The following is a 15,731-nucleotide window of genomic DNA, read 5'->3' on the forward strand; positions in this document are numbered from 1 at the left end:
CGGGAAGCGTGACCCTAACGGCTCAGCCGCGTCCGGCAAGGCGCCGGATGGTCGCCCGCCTCACCCGTTGTCAGCAGCCTGTGCAAACAGGGCGGCCAGATCCGCATCGACCTGATCCGGCGCTGTCAGTTCGACCACTGCCGACAGCCGTTCGGACCAGCTTTCCTTGCGCACCGAGGGCGACAGGCGCGGCGAGACGGCGGGATCGAGTTTGAGCCCCAGCAGCAGGCCACCGCCCTTCAACGGCCGCGCCGCTGCGAACTGAACCGCGCGCGAGAAGGAGGTGAAGGCCTTCCTCTGGCCCGAGATGACGCCGTCCAGCCTGCCGGCGACGGCCTCGACCGCCTCCAGCACCGCCAGTGAACCCGGCTCTTTCCACAGGGCGGCGCGCAGGTCGGGCTCGTCCCAGCCCATGCCCTGGTCTGGTTTCATACTGTCGAGGATGAAGGCCGCGCTGTTCTGGAGCACCCCGTGCTCGGCCTTCAGCCAGGCCATCTGGGCCCTCGGCTTCGTTTCCGGACAGGACTTCATGATCTCGAGCCACTCGGCCATGGGCTTGCCGGTGTTCTTTTCAAAGTTCGCCTGAACGGTGGCGAACCACTTCTGCTGGCGTTCGGTCAGGACAGCGGCCAAGGCTCAGGCCTTTCCTTCGTTGCCGATGAAGGCGCCGGCCAGCCAGCTGACGATGCCGGTAATGATCGCCGCGCCGATCCCGGCGCCCAGGCCGTTGACCACGAAGCCGTTCAGCAGCACCGCCACCAGGCCGATCATCGCCGCATTCACCACCAGCAGGAACAGGCCCAGGGTGATGACGGTGATCGGGAAGGTCAGGACCGTCAGGATCGGCCGCACGATGGCGTTGACGATCCCCAGCAGGATGGCCGCCAGCAACAGGGTTCCGGTGTCGGTAAAACCCACCCCCGGCACGATCCGCGAGGCCAGCCAGAGGCCGAGGGCGGTGACGAGGAACTGGGCGATAAAACGCAGCATGACGGGCGCCTGTCTGTGAGGATTTCAACACTCTGCCACCGATCCTGTGCGGCGTCTTCACCTGCGCTGGAACCGCGATCGTTCACGTGCACTATGGGTGCGACCCCCTCTCTCCCAAAGGACATCCCCATGACCGATCAGCGTATCAACGGCGGCCTCTCGAACCTCGGCGGCAAGCTGCAGGAAGGTCTGGGCAAGCTGACGGGCGACTCCAAGCTTCAGCTCGACGGCAAGCTGGATCAGGTGAAGGGCAAATACCTCGACGGCTACGGCAAGGTCATCGACGGCCTGGACGGCTTCGTCGGCAAGGCCCCGAGCGACCTGCAGGAGCCCGCTCGCGTCAGCCTCGACTTCGCCCGCCGCAAGCCCTTCCTGACCACCGCCATCGTCGCCGGCATCGGCCTGCTGCTGGCCGGCGCGGGCCGCCGTCGCCGCTGATCCTCCGCTCATCCCCGCGAAGGCGGGGACCCAGTCGGTAAGTAAAGGCCCGGACGGCGACGTCCGGGCCTTTTGAGTTTCAGCTGGCGGTCTTGGGCAGGATGGCCGCGATCCGCTCGGCGCCGGTCAGAGCCTCCTGATGCGGCGGCCCGCCTTCTCCTCCCGGCGGCGGGCCCATCATGCCTCCCGGAGGCGGACCCGACGGACGGCCATTCCCGCCCGGCGGCGGCCCCATCATCCCCGGGGGCGGACCGCCGGGACCTCCGGGGCCGAAGCCGGCCTCCTCCGACCGCGCGGCCCGGTCGACGCCGAGGGTCACGGTCATCGCATAGTGATCGGCCTGTTCGCTGATGGCGCCGAAGGTCGAGTACCCCTGCCCCTGGGCGATACCGTCGGTGCGGTTCAGGGTGTCGCGCGTCTGGCCCTCGCGCACATAGTCGGGGGCGTTGGAGAACAGCCATTCGCTCAGGGCGTCGGGGAAGAAGAGCTGGCAGGTCAGGACGTTGGTCGTCCCTTCCTCGTCGAGGAAGACCTTCACATGCACATGGGGCGTCCGGCCCTGATACCAGCCCGGATAGACGGTCAGGAATTTCGCGACGCCGTCGGCGCCCGTCGGTTGATGCCCGCGGAGAAAGGTCTCGCCCCTGGTCGTGCCGGTCGGCCCCTGCCCTTCATAGCCGGAGTAGACGCCTTGGGCATCGCAGTGCCAGACGTCGACGCGGGCGTCCCGGATCGGCGCGCAGGTCGCCCCCTCCAGCACCTTGATCGCGATGCGGAGCGGCAGGCCCTTGCGGCCCTCGGTGATGTCGCCCCGCTCCAGCTTCGGATCGAACCAGTAGGGACCCTGCGTCGCCTGGGGCGTGATCAGACAGACCTCGTCCGCGGCCGTCGTCGTGCGAGCGCTCGCCGGCCCGGCGACGGCGGCCAGGCCCCCGAAAAGGCCCCCGGTCAGGGCGTGACGGCGGGACAGGGCGATGTTGATCCTGGTGTCTTCAGGCACGGGCGCACTCTCTTCAATCAGGATCCGAGCCTTAAAGACCCCACGAGCCGCGCGTGTTTCACCGCCGAAACGCCGAAGACAAACAAAGAAAAAGGCCCCGGTGTTTCCACCGGGGCCTTCTTGATCCTCCCCCATTGGGGGAGGGGAACCGCGAAGCGGTGGAGGGGGCCAGCCACGCACACCGTGTCTGGATCGCCCCCTCCGTCACGGCGCGAAGAGCGCCGCGCCACCTCCCCCAAAGGGGGAGGATTTTGATCAGACCGCCTGTTCCTCGTCAGCGGCTTCCTTGACCGCTTCGCCGCTTGCCGAGGCGATGTCGAAGGCGATCTTGCCGTCCTTGAGCAAGACCTTGACGTGGCCGCCGCGCGTGAGGCGTCCGAACAGGATGTCGTCGGCCAGCGGCTTCTTGATGTTCTCCTGAATAACCCGGCCCAGGGGGCGCGCGCCGTACAGTTCGTCGAAGCCGTTCTTGGCCAGCCAGTCGGCCGCATCGTCCGACAGTTCGATGGTGATGTTGCGATCCGCCAGCTGGGCTTCCAGCTGCAGGACGAACTTGGTCACCACCTGACGGATGGTCTCGGGCTGCAGCGGCTTGAAGCTGACGATGGCGTCCAGACGGTTGCGGAACTCCGGCGCGAACAGGCGCTGGATGGCCTTGTCGTCTTCGCCCTCGACCTTGCCGCGGCCGAAGCCGATCGAGGCCCGGGCGTTGTCGGCGGCCCCCGCGTTTGTGGTCATGATCAGGACCACGTTGCGGAAGTCGACCTTCTTGCCGATGGCGTCGGTCAGCATCCCGTTGTCCATCACCTGCAGCAGGATGTTGTAGACGTCGGGGTGAGCCTTCTCGATCTCGTCCAGCAGGACCACGGCGTGCGGGTGCTGGTCGACGGCGTCGGTCAGCAGGCCGCCCTGGTCATGGCCGACATAGCCCGGAGGGGCGCCGATCAGACGCGAGACGGTGTGCCGCTCCATGTATTCCGACATGTCGAAGCGCAGCATCTCGATGCCCAGGGTCGAAGCGAGTTGCTTGGCCACCTCGGTCTTGCCCACGCCGGTCGGGCCGGCGAACAGGAAGGAGCCGATCGGCTTCTGCGGATCGCGCAGACCCGCCCGCGCCAGCTTCATGGCCGAGGAGACCTGTTCGATCGCCGCATCCTGACCGAAGACGGCGCGGTTCAGGTCGGTCTGCAGCTCGCGCAGGCCCTCGACGTCGGACTTGGAGACCGACTTCGGCGGGATGCGGGCCATCTTGGCGATGACGGCCTCGACCTCCTTCTGACCGATGACCTTCTTCCGCTTCGATTCGGCCAGCAGCATCTGCGAGGCGCCGGCCTCGTCGATGACGTCGATCGCCTTGTCCGGCAGTTTGCGGTCGGTCATGTAGCGGGCCGACAGCTCGACCGCCGAGCGGATGGCCGCCTCGGTGTAGCGCAGCTTGTGGTGGCTCTCGTACGAGGCCTTGAGGCCGCGCAGGATCTTGATCGAGTCCTCGACCGTCGGCTCATTGACGTCGATCTTCTGGAAGCGCCGGACTAGGGCCCGGTCCTTCTCGAAATGCTGGCGGTACTCCTTGTAGGTCGTCGAGCCCATGCACCGCAGGCTGCCCGAGGCCAGGGCCGGCTTGAGCAGGTTGGAGGCATCCATGGCCCCGCCCGAGGTCGCGCCCGCGCCGATCACCGTGTGGATCTCGTCGATGAACAGGATGGCGTTCTCGTGGTTCTCGAGTTCCTTGACGACCTGCTTCAGCCGCTCCTCGAAGTCGCCGCGATAGCGCGTCCCGGCCAGCAGGGCGCCCATGTCGAGGCTGTAGATGGTCGCGCCTTCCAGCACGGCCGGGACCTCGTGATTGACGATCTTGCGAGCCAGACCTTCGGCGATGGCCGTCTTGCCGACGCCGGGTTCGCCGACCAGCAGCGGGTTGTTCTTGGTGCGCCGGCACAGGATCTGGATGGCGCGCTCGACCTCGGCGTGACGGCCGATGAGCGGGTCGATCTTGCCCTTCTTCGACTTCTCGTTGAGGTCGACGCAATAGGCTTCCAGCGCCTCGCCACCCTGTTTGACGGCGGCCGCGTCCTCGGCCTCCTCAGGCGAGGAGCCCTTGGCGGGACGGGCCTCGGCGGACCCGGCCTTCTTGGCGATGCCGTGGGCGATGAAGTTGACCGCGTCGTACCGCGTCATGTCCTGCTCCTGCAGGAAGTAGGCGGCGTGGCTTTCGCGCTCGGAGAAGATGGCGACCAGGACGTTGGCGCCGGTCACTTCTTCCCGGCCCGAGGACTGGACGTGGATCACCGCACGCTGGATCACGCGCTGGAAGCCGGCCGTCGGCTTGGCGTCGTCGCCGTCCGAGGTGGCCAGAGCCGCCAAATCGGTGTCGACGTAGAGCGTCAGGGCGGTCTTGAGGGATTTGAGATCGACGTTGCAGGCGGTCATCACCGCCGTGGCGTCGGGGTCGTCGATCAGCGCCAGCAGAAGGTGCTCGAGCGTCGCGTACTCATGACGGCGCTCGTTGGCGTAAACCAGGGCACGTTGCAGCGTGTCTTCGAGAGGACGTGAAAATGAGGGCATGGGGAGATCCTCTCAGTCTTTTTCCATCGTGCATTGCAGCGGATGCTGGTGACGGCGCGCCGTCTCGACCACCTGGGCGACCTTGGTTTCGGCCACTTCGTAGGTGAAGACGCCGCACACCCCGACGCCATGCTGGTGCACATGCAGCATGATGCGGGTCGCGTCTTCGCGGCTCTTCTGGAAGAACCGCTCCAGCACATAGACGACGAATTCCATGGGCGTGTAGTCGTCGTTCAGGATCAGCACCCGATAGAGCGAGGGCTTCTGAAGCTTGGGCTTTGTTTCGGTGATCGTGGTGGCGCCGAGGCCTCCACCCTGTTGATCACCTGGCCTTTGTGACGGCATTCGCATTCCGGAGTTTCGGGGAGTCGAAACACTAGATAGGCAGTGTTCGACGGTTTTTAAGCCTCGTCCAGTCACGGGTTTCGTGAACGCCGTTCAGGCCCCCGAAACTCGGCCGCCGCCGTGTCCGCCGGGCCTTCCCCCTCCATGCCCGAACATCCGAAAAGCGGCTTGACACCTTTCATACGTCAGATATTTCTTACACATGAAAGGACGGATGCATTATGACCCCGGGTGATCGTTTGCTGACTGTCCTGTCGGCCCTGGACAACCCGCACCGGCTGCGGGTGCTCGCCGCCCTGCAGAAGGGGGGGCGCAACTATGTCAGCCAGCTGGCGCGGGAGATCGGCATCAGCCGCCCCCTGTTGCATCTGCATCTGAACAAGCTGGAAGAGGCCGGCCTCGTGAAGAGCCACCTCGAACTCTCGTCGGAGGGCAAGGCGCTCAACTACTTCGAGATCGCGCCCTTCCACCTGGAAATCACACCCGTGTCCATCATGGACGCCGCCGCCTCCCTGACGGCCAAGACGGAAAAATAGGAGACCACCCGTGTCAGAACATCTCTACCTCCTGACGATCTGCCTGCCGCTCGGAACCATCCTTCTGGTGTTCGGCATGCGCTACTTCGCCCTGATCCGTCAGGCGAAGGCGAAGACCGATCAGCACGAGGCCTACAGGGCCCTGGCCGAGAGCACCCGCGCCCACCTGGCCGACATGCAGGCACGGCTCGAGAGCATCGAGAAGATCCTCAAGGACGTCGAATAGTGGCCGACGCCGCCCTCACACCCGGCCTCGTGGCCCGTCCTGAAGACGCGCCGCTGCCCCTCTGGCGGCTGTATGGATTGCGCGCCGGCTATCTTCTGCTGGCCGTGGGCTTGGGTGTCCAGGTCTGGCCCGGGATCCTGACGGACCATTCGGACTGGGAGCTGATGGAAGGCGTGGTCCAGTGCATGCTGGGCGCGATCGGCCTGCTGGCGCTTCTCGGCCTGCGCTATCCCGTCCGCATGCTACCGCTTCTGTTTTTCGAGATGCTCTGGAAAGCGCTCTGGCTGGGCTTCGTCGCCGCGCCGCGCCTGATCGCGGGCCAGATGGACGACGGCGCCTGGTCCACCCTGTCGGCCTGCCTGCTGGTCGTGGTCTTCCCCATCGTGACGCCCTGGCCCCGGGTCGTTTCCCTTTTCATCACGGCGCGCGGCGATCGCTGGCGCTGAGCCAGACGCCGCCCCCTCCCCGATCCGGACCGTTCATGCCCTTCGATATTCGCCACCGCCCGCTCGCCTACGCCCGCCTCGCCGGCGCCATCTATCTCGTCGTCATCGTGGCGGGAGCGCTCGCCGAGGGCATCGTCATGAACACCGTGACGGTTCCGGGCGACGACGCAGGGACGATCCGGGCGATTCTCGCCCATTCGTCGCTCTGGACCTGGGGCCTGGCGGCGAACCTCGTCATCCCCCTGATCGCCGTGGTCCAGCTCTGGATCGAATATATGCTGCTCCGGCCGGCCGGACGCGGGCTGGCCCTGCTGTTCCTGCTGCTCAACCTCGCCTCCCTCGCGGTGGAGGCGGTCAGCAAGATGTTCCAGCTGATGGTCGTGCCGCTCGCCTCCGGCGGGTCCGGCGGCGCCCTGTCCGAGGCCATGGCGACCTTCGCCCTGACGGCCCACGGCGTGGCGTTCAACATCGCCCTGATCTTCTTTGGCGCCGCCTGTCTCGTCAGCGGAACGCTGATCTGGCGATCCGGCTATCTGCCGCGGTTCATCGGCGTCCTGATGCAGATCGCCGGCCTCTGTTACCTCGTCGCCTCCTTCGCCGAACTTCTGGCGCCGTCGTTCGCCCGCATGATCAGCCCGGCCATCCTGCTGCCCGTGCTGGTGGGCGAGACGAGCTTCTGCCTGTGGCTGCTGATCCGGGGCGTGAACGTCCGCAAATGGGAAGAGCGCCAGGACTCGATCGCGCGAGATCAGGCCTGACGGCGGGCCGAGTCGCGCTTAGGTCCAGCCCAAGGCCGGCCATGACCAAAGATTCACGGGACTCCGGCGTTCCGTGGACACATCGTGAGCCTCGCCGTGAGCTGCGACGGCGGAGACGAACCGATGACCATTGCCACTGTTTTTCTCACCCTGATGCTGGCCCTGCCCGGTCTGGATGCGGCCGCCCCTCCCGCCGCCGTGACCGTCCCGGCCGAACCGGCCCTGAGCGCCGCCATTGGAGATCGGGACGCCGTCCTGTTCCGCGTGATGTTCGACGACTGCGACCCGGCGGCCCTGGCCGATCTGGTGACGGAGGACATGGAGTTCTACCACGACCGCGGCGGGCTGATGTCGACGCGGACGGCCTTCGTCGCGGACTATCAAAAAGGCTGCGAGGCGAAGAAGGCCCCCGATGCTTACCGCTCGCGGCGCGTGCTCGTGCCCGGTTCGATGCGGGTCTACGCCATCCCCGGCGCGGGCGCCGTCGAAGAAGGGACCCATCTCTTCTATGAACGCCAGGGCGATGGGCCGGAGAAGCTGGTCGGCCGGGCCCGATTCTCGATGTTCTGGAAGCTGGAAGCCGACGGCCAGTGGCGACTGTCGCGCGCCTTCAGCATCGATCATGCGGCGGCGTCGGAACCCTGAGCAAACAAAAGGGCCCGGCGCTTTCGCGCCGGACCCTTCTGGTACTCGGAACTGGTACGCTACTAAAGGTGCAGACGGCTCAGCGAGCGGCCTGGAATTTTTCGACCGAGGCGGTGACGCGCTCGTTGATCGGCTTGAAGCTGTCCTTGACCGACGAGGTCAGGGTCTCGGTCATCTTGGTCATTTCGGCCATGTAGACCTCCATGGCCGACTTGGTGAAGCTGGTCTGCAGCTCGATCAGCTCCTGGACCGAACGGGCCTTGGCGAAGGTCTGGGCGGCGGCGACGCCGTTTTCCCAGCTCGACTTGCCGTAGGACAGGGCCTGGGCCGACAGGGCCTCAGCGCCCTTCTGGGCGGCGGTGGTCGAGGCGACCACGGCGTCGAGGTTCAGCTTGGACTGGGCGCCCAGCTCGCTCAGCGAGGCGGTGGTCTTTTCCAGACCGTCCTTGAAGGCCTGGGCGCCGGCGGCCTGGACCTTCTCGGCCTGGGCCTTGGTGCTGGCGGCGGTTTGTTCGACGGTCTTTTTGACGGCTTCGGCGGTGTCGGCCATGTGAAGTCTCCTGAACCCGGTGATCGGGCCCCGTTCGTTTCGACGGACCCGTGTTGATTGCTCTCGCGACGGAAGGCTCCCTCGCGACAGGGCTCATATGGTGCATGTGCGAACACGGGTCAAGGATTTTTGTGCAGTGCACAATATGATCATCGATAACCTGTCAGGCGACGGAAACGGCTCAGCTTTCGTGTCGCACGCGAAACGTTCAAATCTCCGTTGAGACCTCGTTAACCACCGCGAAACCCGCAAACCCCATGCTAGGGTCTCACCCATTGCGCCGGGGGGCCGCCCGACATTCGCGTTGCGTCCCTGGCCACAGGGACGTCACAGTTACGAGGCTATTCGGTTGCCGATGACCGCTTTCTTCCGTCGCATCGTCGTCGGCGTCATGGCCGTTCTGGCGGTGACAGCCGTCTCGGTTTCGCCCCTGTCGCCGATCTCGTCGATGGTCGAGGCGCAGTCGTCGGACAACGCCCGCTACGCCGCCATCGTCGTCGACGCCCAGACGGGCGAGGTCCTGTTCGCGCGCCGCGCCGACAGCCCCCGCTACCCCGCCTCGGTCACCAAGATGATGACCCTGTATCTGACGTTCGAGGCGCTTGAGGCCGGACGCGTCAAGCTGGACGACATCGTCACCGTCTCCCCCCTCGCCGCCTCCCAGCCGCCGTCCAAGCTGGGCCTCGCCGCCGGCCAGACCATCCGCTTCGATGACGCCATGCGCGCGACCACCGTCCGGTCGTGCAACGACATGGCCATGGTCCTGGCCGAGCACGTCGGCGGCTCCCAGGCCCGGTTCGCCGCCATGGCCACGCTCAAGGCCCGCCAGCTGGGCATGACCCAGACCAACTACGTCAATCCGAACGGCCTGCCCGACAGCCGCCAGGTCACCTCGGCCCGCGACCTGGCCATCCTGGCCCGCGCGATCATGCGCGATTACCCCCAGTATTACAGCTACTTCGGCCTGCACGACTGGGCCTTCCAAGGTCGCGACTACCGCAACACCAACGGCCTGCTGCTGGGCGGCGAAGGCTATGACGGCATCAAGACCGGCTTCACCAACGCCTCGGGCTACAACCTAGCCGCCTCGGCGGTGCGCAACCATCGCCGGATCATCGTCATCGTCATGGGCGGCCGCTCCAGCGCCACCCGCAACGCCCATGTCGCCGAACTGATGAACACCGGCTTCGAGGTCGAGAACCGCCGGGCCCAGGGTGAAAACATCCAGGTCGCCCAGACCTTCTTCGAACAACGCGGCTTCGGCGTCGACGGCACGGGAATGACCGACGGCACGGCCCCGATCGCCTATGCCTCCCTGAACGGCGAGCGCGGCTCTCCTGTTCGCGACGATGAGGACGGCGAAGGCTCGACCGCCGTGGCCTACACCGCCCTGCCCCCGCGTCCGCAGCCGCGCCCGACCGCGCCGGTCTCCTCGCCTATCCATGTCGCCGGTTCGGAAACGCCCCTGCCGAGCACGGCGCGCAGCTACGCCGCCGTCGCCAACCAGCCGCCCCCGGTTCCGGCCCCGGCCCCGCGTCCGGAGAACCGGGCCGTCGCCAACGACCCGGCCAGCCTGACCGCCTCCCTGAACGGCGGCGTCGCGGCCCCGCGCACCACGACCCCGGCCCGCACCCCGCCCGCGGCCACGCGTCCCGCCGCCCCGACGCGCGCGCCCGCGGGCCGCTGGGCCGTTCAGGTCGGCGCCTTCCGCAGCGAGTCCGTCGCCCGCGACTGGCTGACCGAGGTCAATCGCCGCTTCCGCGCGCAGTTCACCGACGCCGAGCGCGCTGTGCAGTCCAACGACGGCTGGTTCCGCTCGCGCTTCACCGGCATGACCCAGGCCAAGGCCGAGGACGCCTGCGAGGCCCTGGCCGCCCGCCGCGTCACCTGTTCGGTCATTCGTCCGGGGGCGTGATCGGCCGCCCGGTCCAGAGGCTGACTGGCGCCATCAACCTCCTCATGCGCGAACTCAGGAAACGTCCCCGCGTCGACTTCCGCCCGCCGGCGCGTCTGTCTTCATGGGCTTGCCTGGCGATCCGGTCTCCGAGACGCTCGATCGCGCCCTCACAGCTCAAGACCTCGTAGGACCGCCCCACCTCCTTCAGCGCGACCCTCGCTCTGCGGTACGCCAGACGCGCCTCATGCCAGCGGTCCGCCTTTTCCAGAATCTTCGCCCGATCCAGGAGGGCGAGGGCTTGCCAAACCGGCTCCTGAGCCTGCTCCCAGGCCTCGATTGCAATGTCGATATACGTCAGAGCCTCGGCGAACCCCTCGTATCGACAGGCAAGATCGGCCAGCTTTTCGGCAGCCAAGGCCTGAAGCCGGGGCAAGCCGGCCTTGCGGGAAAGACGCTCCGCCTTGCGGGAATATCTCCGCGCGACCCACAAATTCCCGAGAGAAGCGGCTTCGGCCGCCCGGCAGAGGAAATCTTCGATTTCGGAGGTCATCAGTGACGCTGCGCCCCAGCCAGAACCTGATGGATATGTCGCTGAAGACCGCGCGCGCAACCTCCGCGAGCCACAGCCGGCGTTCGTTCGGTGGGAGCTACCGCTTCAGCAGCCGGTCCCGCGCCGCATTCACCCGCGCGGCCAGACCTTCGGTGCCGCCCTGATCGGGATGGGCGCGGCCCATCAACCGGCGCCAGGCCTCGTTGATCTCGGCTTTCGAGGCGGTGGACGACACGCCCAGAATGGCCCTCGCCTCAGCCTCCGACAACGGCTCGGGCTTGGCGGCCTTCGGGGGCGCCGGGGGGCGGATGCGCGAGGAGAAGATCAGATAGGCGCCCGCCGCCACCATGCCCGCAGCCGCCAGATACGCCCCGTGCGAACCCGCCAGCACCGCCCCGGCCAGCAGGACGGCGCCGAGGATCGTCGCGGCGATGCGCCACTGACCTCTTCCCGGTTTCTCGGATTGTCGGCCCAGCCGGACCAGGGCCCAGACGGCGATCGCCGCCAGAGCCAGCCAGATCAGACCCATGCGATTTGGCTTAGGCCGCCGCGTCCAGCGCGGACAGATTGTCCAGCGAGGCCTGGTCCAGACCCATGGCCAGCATCAGGTTGCGCATCTCCTGACGCGCCGCGACGTGGGCCAGCGACACCGCCACCGGGCGCACGTCGTTGGACAGGTCCGCGACCGTCAGGCCGAAGGGGAAGAGCTCGCGATAAATGACCCGGTCGCGCAGGCCCGGCCCGACGCGGAAGCCGACCCGCTTGGCCAGCTTGGCCATGCGCTCTTCCAGACGGCGGCGGTTGCGGGCCTCGGCGACGGCCAGGCGGTTGGTCACCACCAGCCAGTCGATGGCGGCGTGGCGTCCTTCCTTGATGGCGCGCTGCTTGCGGGCCTCCCAGACGCTCTCGGAATAGATGGAGGGCTTGAGCAGCTCCAGCGTCACCGGATCCACCTGACCCAGCAGGTCGAAGTCAACGAAGCTGTCGTTCATCGGGGTGACGATCTGGTCGGCGCGGGCATGGGCGGCGCGCGACAGGGCGGTGTCGCCGCCGGGGGTGTCGATCAGGATGATGTCGACCTCGCCGCACTGGGCGTAGGCGGCCTCGAAGGTCGCCATCTGGTCGTCTTCGGACGCCTTGGCCAGGGCCTTGCCGTCGCCCAGATCGGGCTCGACCGGCATCGGCAGGCTGTGGCCGTTGGCGGCGGTCCAGGCGGCGCGGTTGGCGAAGAAGTGCGACAGGGACCGCTGGCGCAGGTCCAGGTCGATGATCGCCACCTTGTGGCCCGCATGAAGCAGACCCACGACGATGTGGATGGCCAGGGTGGACTTGCCCGCCCCGCCCTTTTCATTGCCGACGACGACGACCTGAGGCTGCGCCATGTTGCGATGACCCGATGCTGGCGACGACTCACTCACGCGTCGTCAATGAGTTCCAGAATCGGGCGGTTTCCCGCGAACGTCAATGAAGGGTTAATGCGTAGCTGTGGACGGACAATCCCGCCCTCTTCCTACGCCTGACGCGCACACCACGGGTCGCTGACCTGGGCCGCGCGGCAGATGGCGACTGCGGCGGCCGTGGGGGCCGCGACCTTCAGCCGCGTCAGGGCTCGACCATTGACCGTCACCCGCTCGAACACCGGCGACAGGCCGTTCAGGGCGTTCCGGGCAGCGCCGGCCTTGACCGTGGTCCAGGCGGACCGGGCCGCGGCCTCGCTGGAATAGGCGCCGAGCTGGATGGTGGTGCGTGTCGTGGTCGGCGCTGCGGACAGGCCAGACCGCAGCCCGTCGTTACGGGCGGGACGGGCGACCTCGGCGGCGCGGGTCGACACCTGCTGGACGACAGCTCCCATGGCGGCCTGGGTGGCGGCCTTCGCCACAGCCGGGGCGGCGGCCTCGGCGACGGCGGCGCTCTCCTGGCGGACCGCGTGGGTCAGCCCGTCGCGGGCGTCCCACAACTCATGCGGATCCATGACCTCAACCCGCAGACCGGATCGCAGCCCGGACTGGGCAGCGGTTCCCGTCAGGGGGTGCGACGCCGGAGCGGGCGCCGAAGAAGCCGGGGCCTCCGATCCATCCAGACGGATGTCGGCGACCTTCTGGGCCATGGACTCAAACCGGTGCGGGTCCGCATCCACCATTCCACAGGAGGCGGTCGTGAGACCGACCCCCGTCAGGGCGAACGAAACCAGGACTGGACGAAGCATTCTGCTGGGCGTCATAAGCGCAACCCTACAAAACAGGCTTTGAAACGCCGTTCACGAACACGCTTAAAGCGAAGGGTTAACGTCATAACCACCCCCGAAAACCCTGAGACCCTGCCGATCATCCGCACCGTGAGCGAATTGCGCGCGGTTGTGCGGGACTGGCGAAAGCAAGGTTTGACGGTCGGTCTGGTTCCCACCATGGGCGCCCTGCACGAGGGACACCTGACCCTGGTCAGGGAGGCGCTGCGCCGCACGGACCGGGTGGTGACCAGCGTCTTCGTCAATCCGACCCAGTTCGCGGCCCATGAGGATCTGGGCACCTATCCGCGTCAGGAGGCCCGCGACGCCGAGCTTCTGACCGCCGCCGGCGGCGCCGTCATGTTCGCCCCGACGGTCGCGGAGATGTACCCGGCCGGCTTCGTCACCTCGGTCACGGTCGGCGACGCCACGAAGGGCGGGCCGTCACAGGGGCTGGAGGGCGAGTTCCGCCCGGCCATGTTCGGCGGCGTCGCCGTGGTCGTCTCCAAACTGCTCAATCAGGTCCAGGCCGACGTCGCCGTCTTCGGCGAAAAGGACTGGCAACAGCTGATGGTGGTGCGCCGCATGGCCGCCGACCTCGACATCCCGACCGGGATCGTGGGCAGCCCCACCCTGCGCGACGACCACGGCCTCGCCCTGTCCTCGCGCAACGCCTATCTGTCCGAGGCCGAGCTGGCCGTAGCGCGTCAGTTGAATGTGATCCTGCGTCAGGCCGCCGATCAGGCTGCCGCCAAGCGCCCCCTAGCCGCCGTTGAGCGCGACGCCTATGGCGCCATCCTCAAGGCCGGGTTCGACCGCGTCGACTATGTCGCCGTGCGCCGCGCCGACGACCTGTCGGTCTTCGCGGACGGCGTGGTGGACGGCCCTGCCCGCATCCTCGTCGCCGCCGTGATCGGCAGGACGCGGCTGATCGACAATATGCCGGTCTAACGGCTCGCGGTCAGGGTCACCGGGATCCGCACCTCGCGCAGCGGGGCGTCGTCGCCGTCCTCGCCCTTGCCGGTCTGATCCTCGGTCAGGACCACCGTCCCCGTCTGGGTCTCATCAACGGCATAGCTGAGCACCGCCTTGAACGGCACGGGGCCGGGTTTGGTCCAGTCGCTCTGGGCCTGGGCCGGCGCCTGGATCAGGATATTGCCGTCCGCGTCCAGCAGGACGGCGTCGAACACCGCCTCGAAATACCAGTCGTTCGGCGCCACGCCCGTGACCGTCAGCGGGCTGGTGGTCGTTGCCCCGGGCGTCGGCGCGCTCACGCTGAACCCGGCCGGCCAGGCCACGGCCGGAGACGGCGCAGCGGCTTCCGCCGGAGCAGACGGGGCGTCGGACGGCGCCGGGGCCTTCGTGGGCTGACCGCAGGCGACCAAACCCAGCATCAGGGCGCCGAGGACAAGGTGTTGACGCATGGACGGTTCCCGAACCTGACGACCGCAGCCGCCCGTTCGGGAACGCTCGTCCCTGACTGTGGTCGCGTCAAGGCTTGGCGAAGGGCCTCAGCCGATCGCGCCGACGCAGCCTTCGACCTCGCCCGGGGCCAGATCGGCGTCGGTCAGGGCCAGGGTCCAGCCGTGGTCGGTCGCCAGGCCCCAGCGGCGCGCGCCGCCGCCGTCGCCCGCATCACCGCCGGCGGCGACCACCACGCGGCGGCCGGTCGGCAGGGCCGGCGGGTCGATCTTGCCGACGGCGAGCGCGGTCGGCTGGCCGCCGCCCAGGCCGAAACCATCGAACACCGACAGGCTGGACCATTCGCGGCGCAGGCCCACCCACCAGGCGTCGTCGGTGTTGATGGCCAGGACGGCGACGCCGTGGCCCTCGGCGGCGAAGGCCAGCGCCGCCTGCGGGTCGCGGACCATGCGGATGTCGGCGGCCATGCCGAAGCGCTGGCGGGCGCCGTCGAAGGCGCGGGTCGGGTCGTTGGGGGCCCAGACCTGGACCTGCAGCGTGCCCTGACGGGCCAGACCCCAGCCGACGATCTCGCGCCACAGGCCAGCGACGGCCTCGGCGTTCTCGGGCTGGCATTGGCTGAGCACCCGGCCCAGCACGGTCTGTTCGCGGTCGGGGCGCAGCTTGGTGTGCGGGCCGTGCGGGGCGTCCTTGGCCTTGCCGACGCTGGCGGCGATGGCGAGACGGCGCTCGAACAGTTCCAGCAGCTGGTCGTCGATCAGATCGATCTCGTGACGCAGGGCGGCCAGAGCCATCTGTTCGGGCGTCATGTCGGCAGGATTCATGTCAGCGGGCCAGACCTGCTTGAGATTGGAATTCGGATTCAGGGTGGAGACGGTCATTTAAGAAGGGCTTTCGCAAATACGGGAATTTCGATGGGAGGGTGCGAACAGACGCGCAGCCGCTCGGGGTCCGAGCGGTCGCCGGTGAGGCTGTCAGGAGCGAAGAGCGCTCGAGGCCTCAGCCGGCGTATCGAAAGCCGTAATAGGAGCCGCTAAAATAAAAGCCGGCAACCGCGCGCGAACGGGTCGAAAGGGTCAGAACAGAAGCGCGCAGCGGGGACATGGGAGGGTCCAATCGCGGACCAGGGCGGCCCGTAG

General features: G+C 67.6%; 20 protein-coding genes. 8 read left to right on the forward strand and 12 right to left on the reverse strand.

Translation table 11 applies throughout. The features are described from left to right. Positions 1 to 60: 60 nt before the first annotated feature. Positions 61 to 633: a DUF4287 domain-containing protein gene (locus AC1ROD_RS11280; RefSeq protein WP_492948332.1), complete on the reverse strand. Its 573-nt coding sequence runs from the start codon at positions 631 to 633 to the stop codon at positions 61 to 63. A gap of 3 nt (positions 634 to 636) precedes the next feature. Beyond that, a complete protein-coding gene (locus tag AC1ROD_RS11285; protein WP_492948333.1) occupies positions 637 to 990 on the reverse strand; it encodes a phage holin family protein in 354 nt (117 codons plus the stop codon). Between the two features lie 129 nt (positions 991 to 1,119). Here AC1ROD_RS11285 and AC1ROD_RS11290 point away from each other — a divergent pair, with 129 nt between their 5' ends. Next, a complete protein-coding gene (locus AC1ROD_RS11290) occupies positions 1,120 to 1,428 on the forward strand; it encodes a CsbD family protein (RefSeq protein WP_492948334.1) in 309 nt (102 codons plus the stop codon). 79 nt (positions 1,429 to 1,507) lie between these two features. Here AC1ROD_RS11290 and AC1ROD_RS11295 read toward each other — a convergent pair whose 3' ends face one another. From AC1ROD_RS11295 to clpS, 3 genes are all read right to left on the reverse strand, one after another. Continuing rightward, positions 1,508 to 2,428 carry an intradiol ring-cleavage dioxygenase gene (locus AC1ROD_RS11295; RefSeq protein WP_492948335.1) on the reverse strand — a complete coding sequence of 307 codons (921 nt, stop codon included), beginning with the start codon at positions 2,426 to 2,428 and terminating at the stop codon, positions 1,508 to 1,510. A gap of 255 nt (positions 2,429 to 2,683) precedes the next feature. Then, a complete protein-coding gene (clpA, locus tag AC1ROD_RS11300) occupies positions 2,684 to 4,993 on the reverse strand; it encodes an ATP-dependent Clp protease ATP-binding subunit ClpA (RefSeq protein ID WP_492948336.1) in 2,310 nt (769 codons plus the stop codon). A 12-nt stretch (positions 4,994 to 5,005) separates the two neighbouring features. After that, positions 5,006 to 5,338 carry an ATP-dependent Clp protease adapter ClpS gene (clpS, locus tag AC1ROD_RS11305; protein ID WP_207932384.1) on the reverse strand — a complete coding sequence of 111 codons (333 nt, stop codon included), beginning with the start codon at positions 5,336 to 5,338 and terminating at the stop codon, positions 5,006 to 5,008. Positions 5,339 to 5,559: 221 nt separating this feature from the next. Here clpS and AC1ROD_RS11310 point away from each other — a divergent pair, with 221 nt between their 5' ends. From AC1ROD_RS11310 to AC1ROD_RS11330, 5 genes are all read left to right on the forward strand, one after another. Then, on the forward strand, positions 5,560 to 5,874 hold the full coding sequence (locus AC1ROD_RS11310; protein ID WP_492948337.1) for an ArsR/SmtB family transcription factor: 315 nt from the start codon (positions 5,560 to 5,562) through the stop codon (positions 5,872 to 5,874). Positions 5,875 to 5,884: 10 nt separating this feature from the next. Beyond that, positions 5,885 to 6,100, forward strand: a complete 216-nt coding sequence (locus AC1ROD_RS11315; protein WP_492948338.1) for a hypothetical protein — start codon at positions 5,885 to 5,887, stop codon at positions 6,098 to 6,100. After that, positions 6,100 to 6,546 (forward strand): hypothetical protein, encoded by a 447-nt coding sequence (locus AC1ROD_RS11320; RefSeq protein ID WP_492948339.1) that lies wholly within the window; start codon positions 6,100 to 6,102, stop codon positions 6,544 to 6,546. Before AC1ROD_RS11315 ends, AC1ROD_RS11320 begins: the two co-directional genes overlap by 1 nt. 35 nt (positions 6,547 to 6,581) lie before the next feature. Next, entirely contained in the window at positions 6,582 to 7,304 is a 723-nt protein-coding gene (locus AC1ROD_RS11325) for a DUF4386 domain-containing protein (protein ID WP_492948340.1), read from the forward strand. Between the two features lie 123 nt (positions 7,305 to 7,427). Further along, entirely contained in the window at positions 7,428 to 7,949 is a 522-nt protein-coding gene (locus AC1ROD_RS11330) for a nuclear transport factor 2 family protein (protein ID WP_492948341.1), read from the forward strand. A gap of 79 nt (positions 7,950 to 8,028) precedes the next feature. On the opposite strand, the gene AC1ROD_RS11335 is transcribed toward AC1ROD_RS11330, so the two are convergent. Continuing rightward, entirely contained in the window at positions 8,029 to 8,499 is a 471-nt protein-coding gene (locus AC1ROD_RS11335; RefSeq protein ID WP_492948342.1) for a phasin family protein, read from the reverse strand. A gap of 355 nt (positions 8,500 to 8,854) precedes the next feature. On the opposite strand from AC1ROD_RS11335, the gene AC1ROD_RS11340 reads away from it, so the two are divergent. Further along, positions 8,855 to 10,414 carry a D-alanyl-D-alanine carboxypeptidase gene (locus tag AC1ROD_RS11340; protein ID WP_492948343.1) on the forward strand — a complete coding sequence of 520 codons (1,560 nt, stop codon included), beginning with the start codon at positions 8,855 to 8,857 and terminating at the stop codon, positions 10,412 to 10,414. Here AC1ROD_RS11340 and AC1ROD_RS11345 read toward each other — a convergent pair. The 4 genes from AC1ROD_RS11345 to AC1ROD_RS11360 all read right to left on the reverse strand — a co-directional run bounded on the left by AC1ROD_RS11345 (position 10,395) and on the right by AC1ROD_RS11360 (position 13,152). Then, complete coding sequence (locus AC1ROD_RS11345) at positions 10,395 to 10,946, reverse strand: hypothetical protein (protein ID WP_492948344.1); 552 nt, start codon at positions 10,944 to 10,946, stop codon at positions 10,395 to 10,397. The genes AC1ROD_RS11340 and AC1ROD_RS11345 overlap by 20 nt on opposite strands. Before the next feature lie 97 nt (positions 10,947 to 11,043). Further along, positions 11,044 to 11,475 carry a J domain-containing protein gene (locus tag AC1ROD_RS11350; protein ID WP_492948345.1) on the reverse strand — a complete coding sequence of 144 codons (432 nt, stop codon included), beginning with the start codon at positions 11,473 to 11,475 and terminating at the stop codon, positions 11,044 to 11,046. Positions 11,476 to 11,485: 10 nt separating this feature from the next. Then, on the reverse strand, positions 11,486 to 12,328 hold the full coding sequence (locus tag AC1ROD_RS11355) for a division plane positioning ATPase MipZ (RefSeq protein ID WP_492948346.1): 843 nt from the start codon (positions 12,326 to 12,328) through the stop codon (positions 11,486 to 11,488). Between the two features lie 128 nt (positions 12,329 to 12,456). Next, a complete protein-coding gene (locus AC1ROD_RS11360) occupies positions 12,457 to 13,152 on the reverse strand; it encodes a hypothetical protein (protein ID WP_492948347.1) in 696 nt (231 codons plus the stop codon). A 111-nt stretch (positions 13,153 to 13,263) separates the two neighbouring features. Between AC1ROD_RS11360 and panC the strand changes: the two genes are divergently transcribed. After that, entirely contained in the window at positions 13,264 to 14,121 is an 858-nt protein-coding gene (panC, locus tag AC1ROD_RS11365; RefSeq protein ID WP_492948452.1) for a pantoate--beta-alanine ligase, read from the forward strand. On the opposite strand, the gene AC1ROD_RS11370 is transcribed toward panC, so the two are convergent. Then, on the reverse strand, positions 14,118 to 14,594 hold the full coding sequence (locus AC1ROD_RS11370) for a Gmad2 immunoglobulin-like domain-containing protein (RefSeq protein WP_492948348.1): 477 nt from the start codon (positions 14,592 to 14,594) through the stop codon (positions 14,118 to 14,120). The genes panC and AC1ROD_RS11370 overlap by 4 nt on opposite strands. An 87-nt stretch (positions 14,595 to 14,681) precedes the next feature. After that, positions 14,682 to 15,473, reverse strand: a complete 792-nt coding sequence (locus AC1ROD_RS11375) for a chorismate mutase (protein ID WP_492948349.1) — start codon at positions 15,471 to 15,473, stop codon at positions 14,682 to 14,684. Between the last annotated feature and the right edge of the window lie 258 nt (positions 15,474 to 15,731).

The sequence above is a fragment of the Brevundimonas sp. GW821-FHT12E07 genome (assembly GCF_058807035.1).

What these genes read in the sequence shown, in the direction of transcription:
- AC1ROD_RS11335 (WP_492948342.1), bottom strand. Translation starts at nt 8,499, where the DNA reads ATGGCCGACACCGCCGAAGCCGTCAAAAAGACCGTCGAACAAACCGCC.
- AC1ROD_RS11310 (WP_492948337.1), top strand. Translation starts at nt 5,560, where the DNA reads ATGACCCCGGGTGATCGTTTGCTGACTGTCCTGTCGGCCCTGGACAAC.
- AC1ROD_RS11290 (WP_492948334.1), top strand. Translation starts at nt 1,120, where the DNA reads ATGACCGATCAGCGTATCAACGGCGGCCTCTCGAACCTCGGCGGCAAG.
- AC1ROD_RS11375 (WP_492948349.1), bottom strand. Translation starts at nt 15,473, where the DNA reads ATGACCGTCTCCACCCTGAATCCGAATTCCAATCTCAAGCAGGTCTGG.
- AC1ROD_RS11370 (WP_492948348.1), bottom strand. Translation starts at nt 14,594, where the DNA reads ATGCGTCAACACCTTGTCCTCGGCGCCCTGATGCTGGGTTTGGTCGCC.
- clpA (WP_492948336.1), bottom strand. Translation starts at nt 4,993, where the DNA reads ATGCCCTCATTTTCACGTCCTCTCGAAGACACGCTGCAACGTGCCCTG.
- AC1ROD_RS11340 (WP_492948343.1), top strand. Translation starts at nt 8,855, where the DNA reads ATGACCGCTTTCTTCCGTCGCATCGTCGTCGGCGTCATGGCCGTTCTG.
- clpS (WP_207932384.1), bottom strand. Translation starts at nt 5,338, where the DNA reads ATGCCGTCACAAAGGCCAGGTGATCAACAGGGTGGAGGCCTCGGCGCC.
- AC1ROD_RS11350 (WP_492948345.1), bottom strand. Translation starts at nt 11,475, where the DNA reads ATGGGTCTGATCTGGCTGGCTCTGGCGGCGATCGCCGTCTGGGCCCTG.
- AC1ROD_RS11325 (WP_492948340.1), top strand. Translation starts at nt 6,582, where the DNA reads ATGCCCTTCGATATTCGCCACCGCCCGCTCGCCTACGCCCGCCTCGCC.
- AC1ROD_RS11330 (WP_492948341.1), top strand. Translation starts at nt 7,428, where the DNA reads ATGACCATTGCCACTGTTTTTCTCACCCTGATGCTGGCCCTGCCCGGT.
- AC1ROD_RS11355 (WP_492948346.1), bottom strand. Translation starts at nt 12,328, where the DNA reads ATGGCGCAGCCTCAGGTCGTCGTCGTCGGCAATGAAAAGGGCGGGGCG.
- AC1ROD_RS11360 (WP_492948347.1), bottom strand. Translation starts at nt 13,152, where the DNA reads ATGCTTCGTCCAGTCCTGGTTTCGTTCGCCCTGACGGGGGTCGGTCTC.
- AC1ROD_RS11285 (WP_492948333.1), bottom strand. Translation starts at nt 990, where the DNA reads ATGCTGCGTTTTATCGCCCAGTTCCTCGTCACCGCCCTCGGCCTCTGG.
- AC1ROD_RS11345 (WP_492948344.1), bottom strand. Translation starts at nt 10,946, where the DNA reads ATGACCTCCGAAATCGAAGATTTCCTCTGCCGGGCGGCCGAAGCCGCT.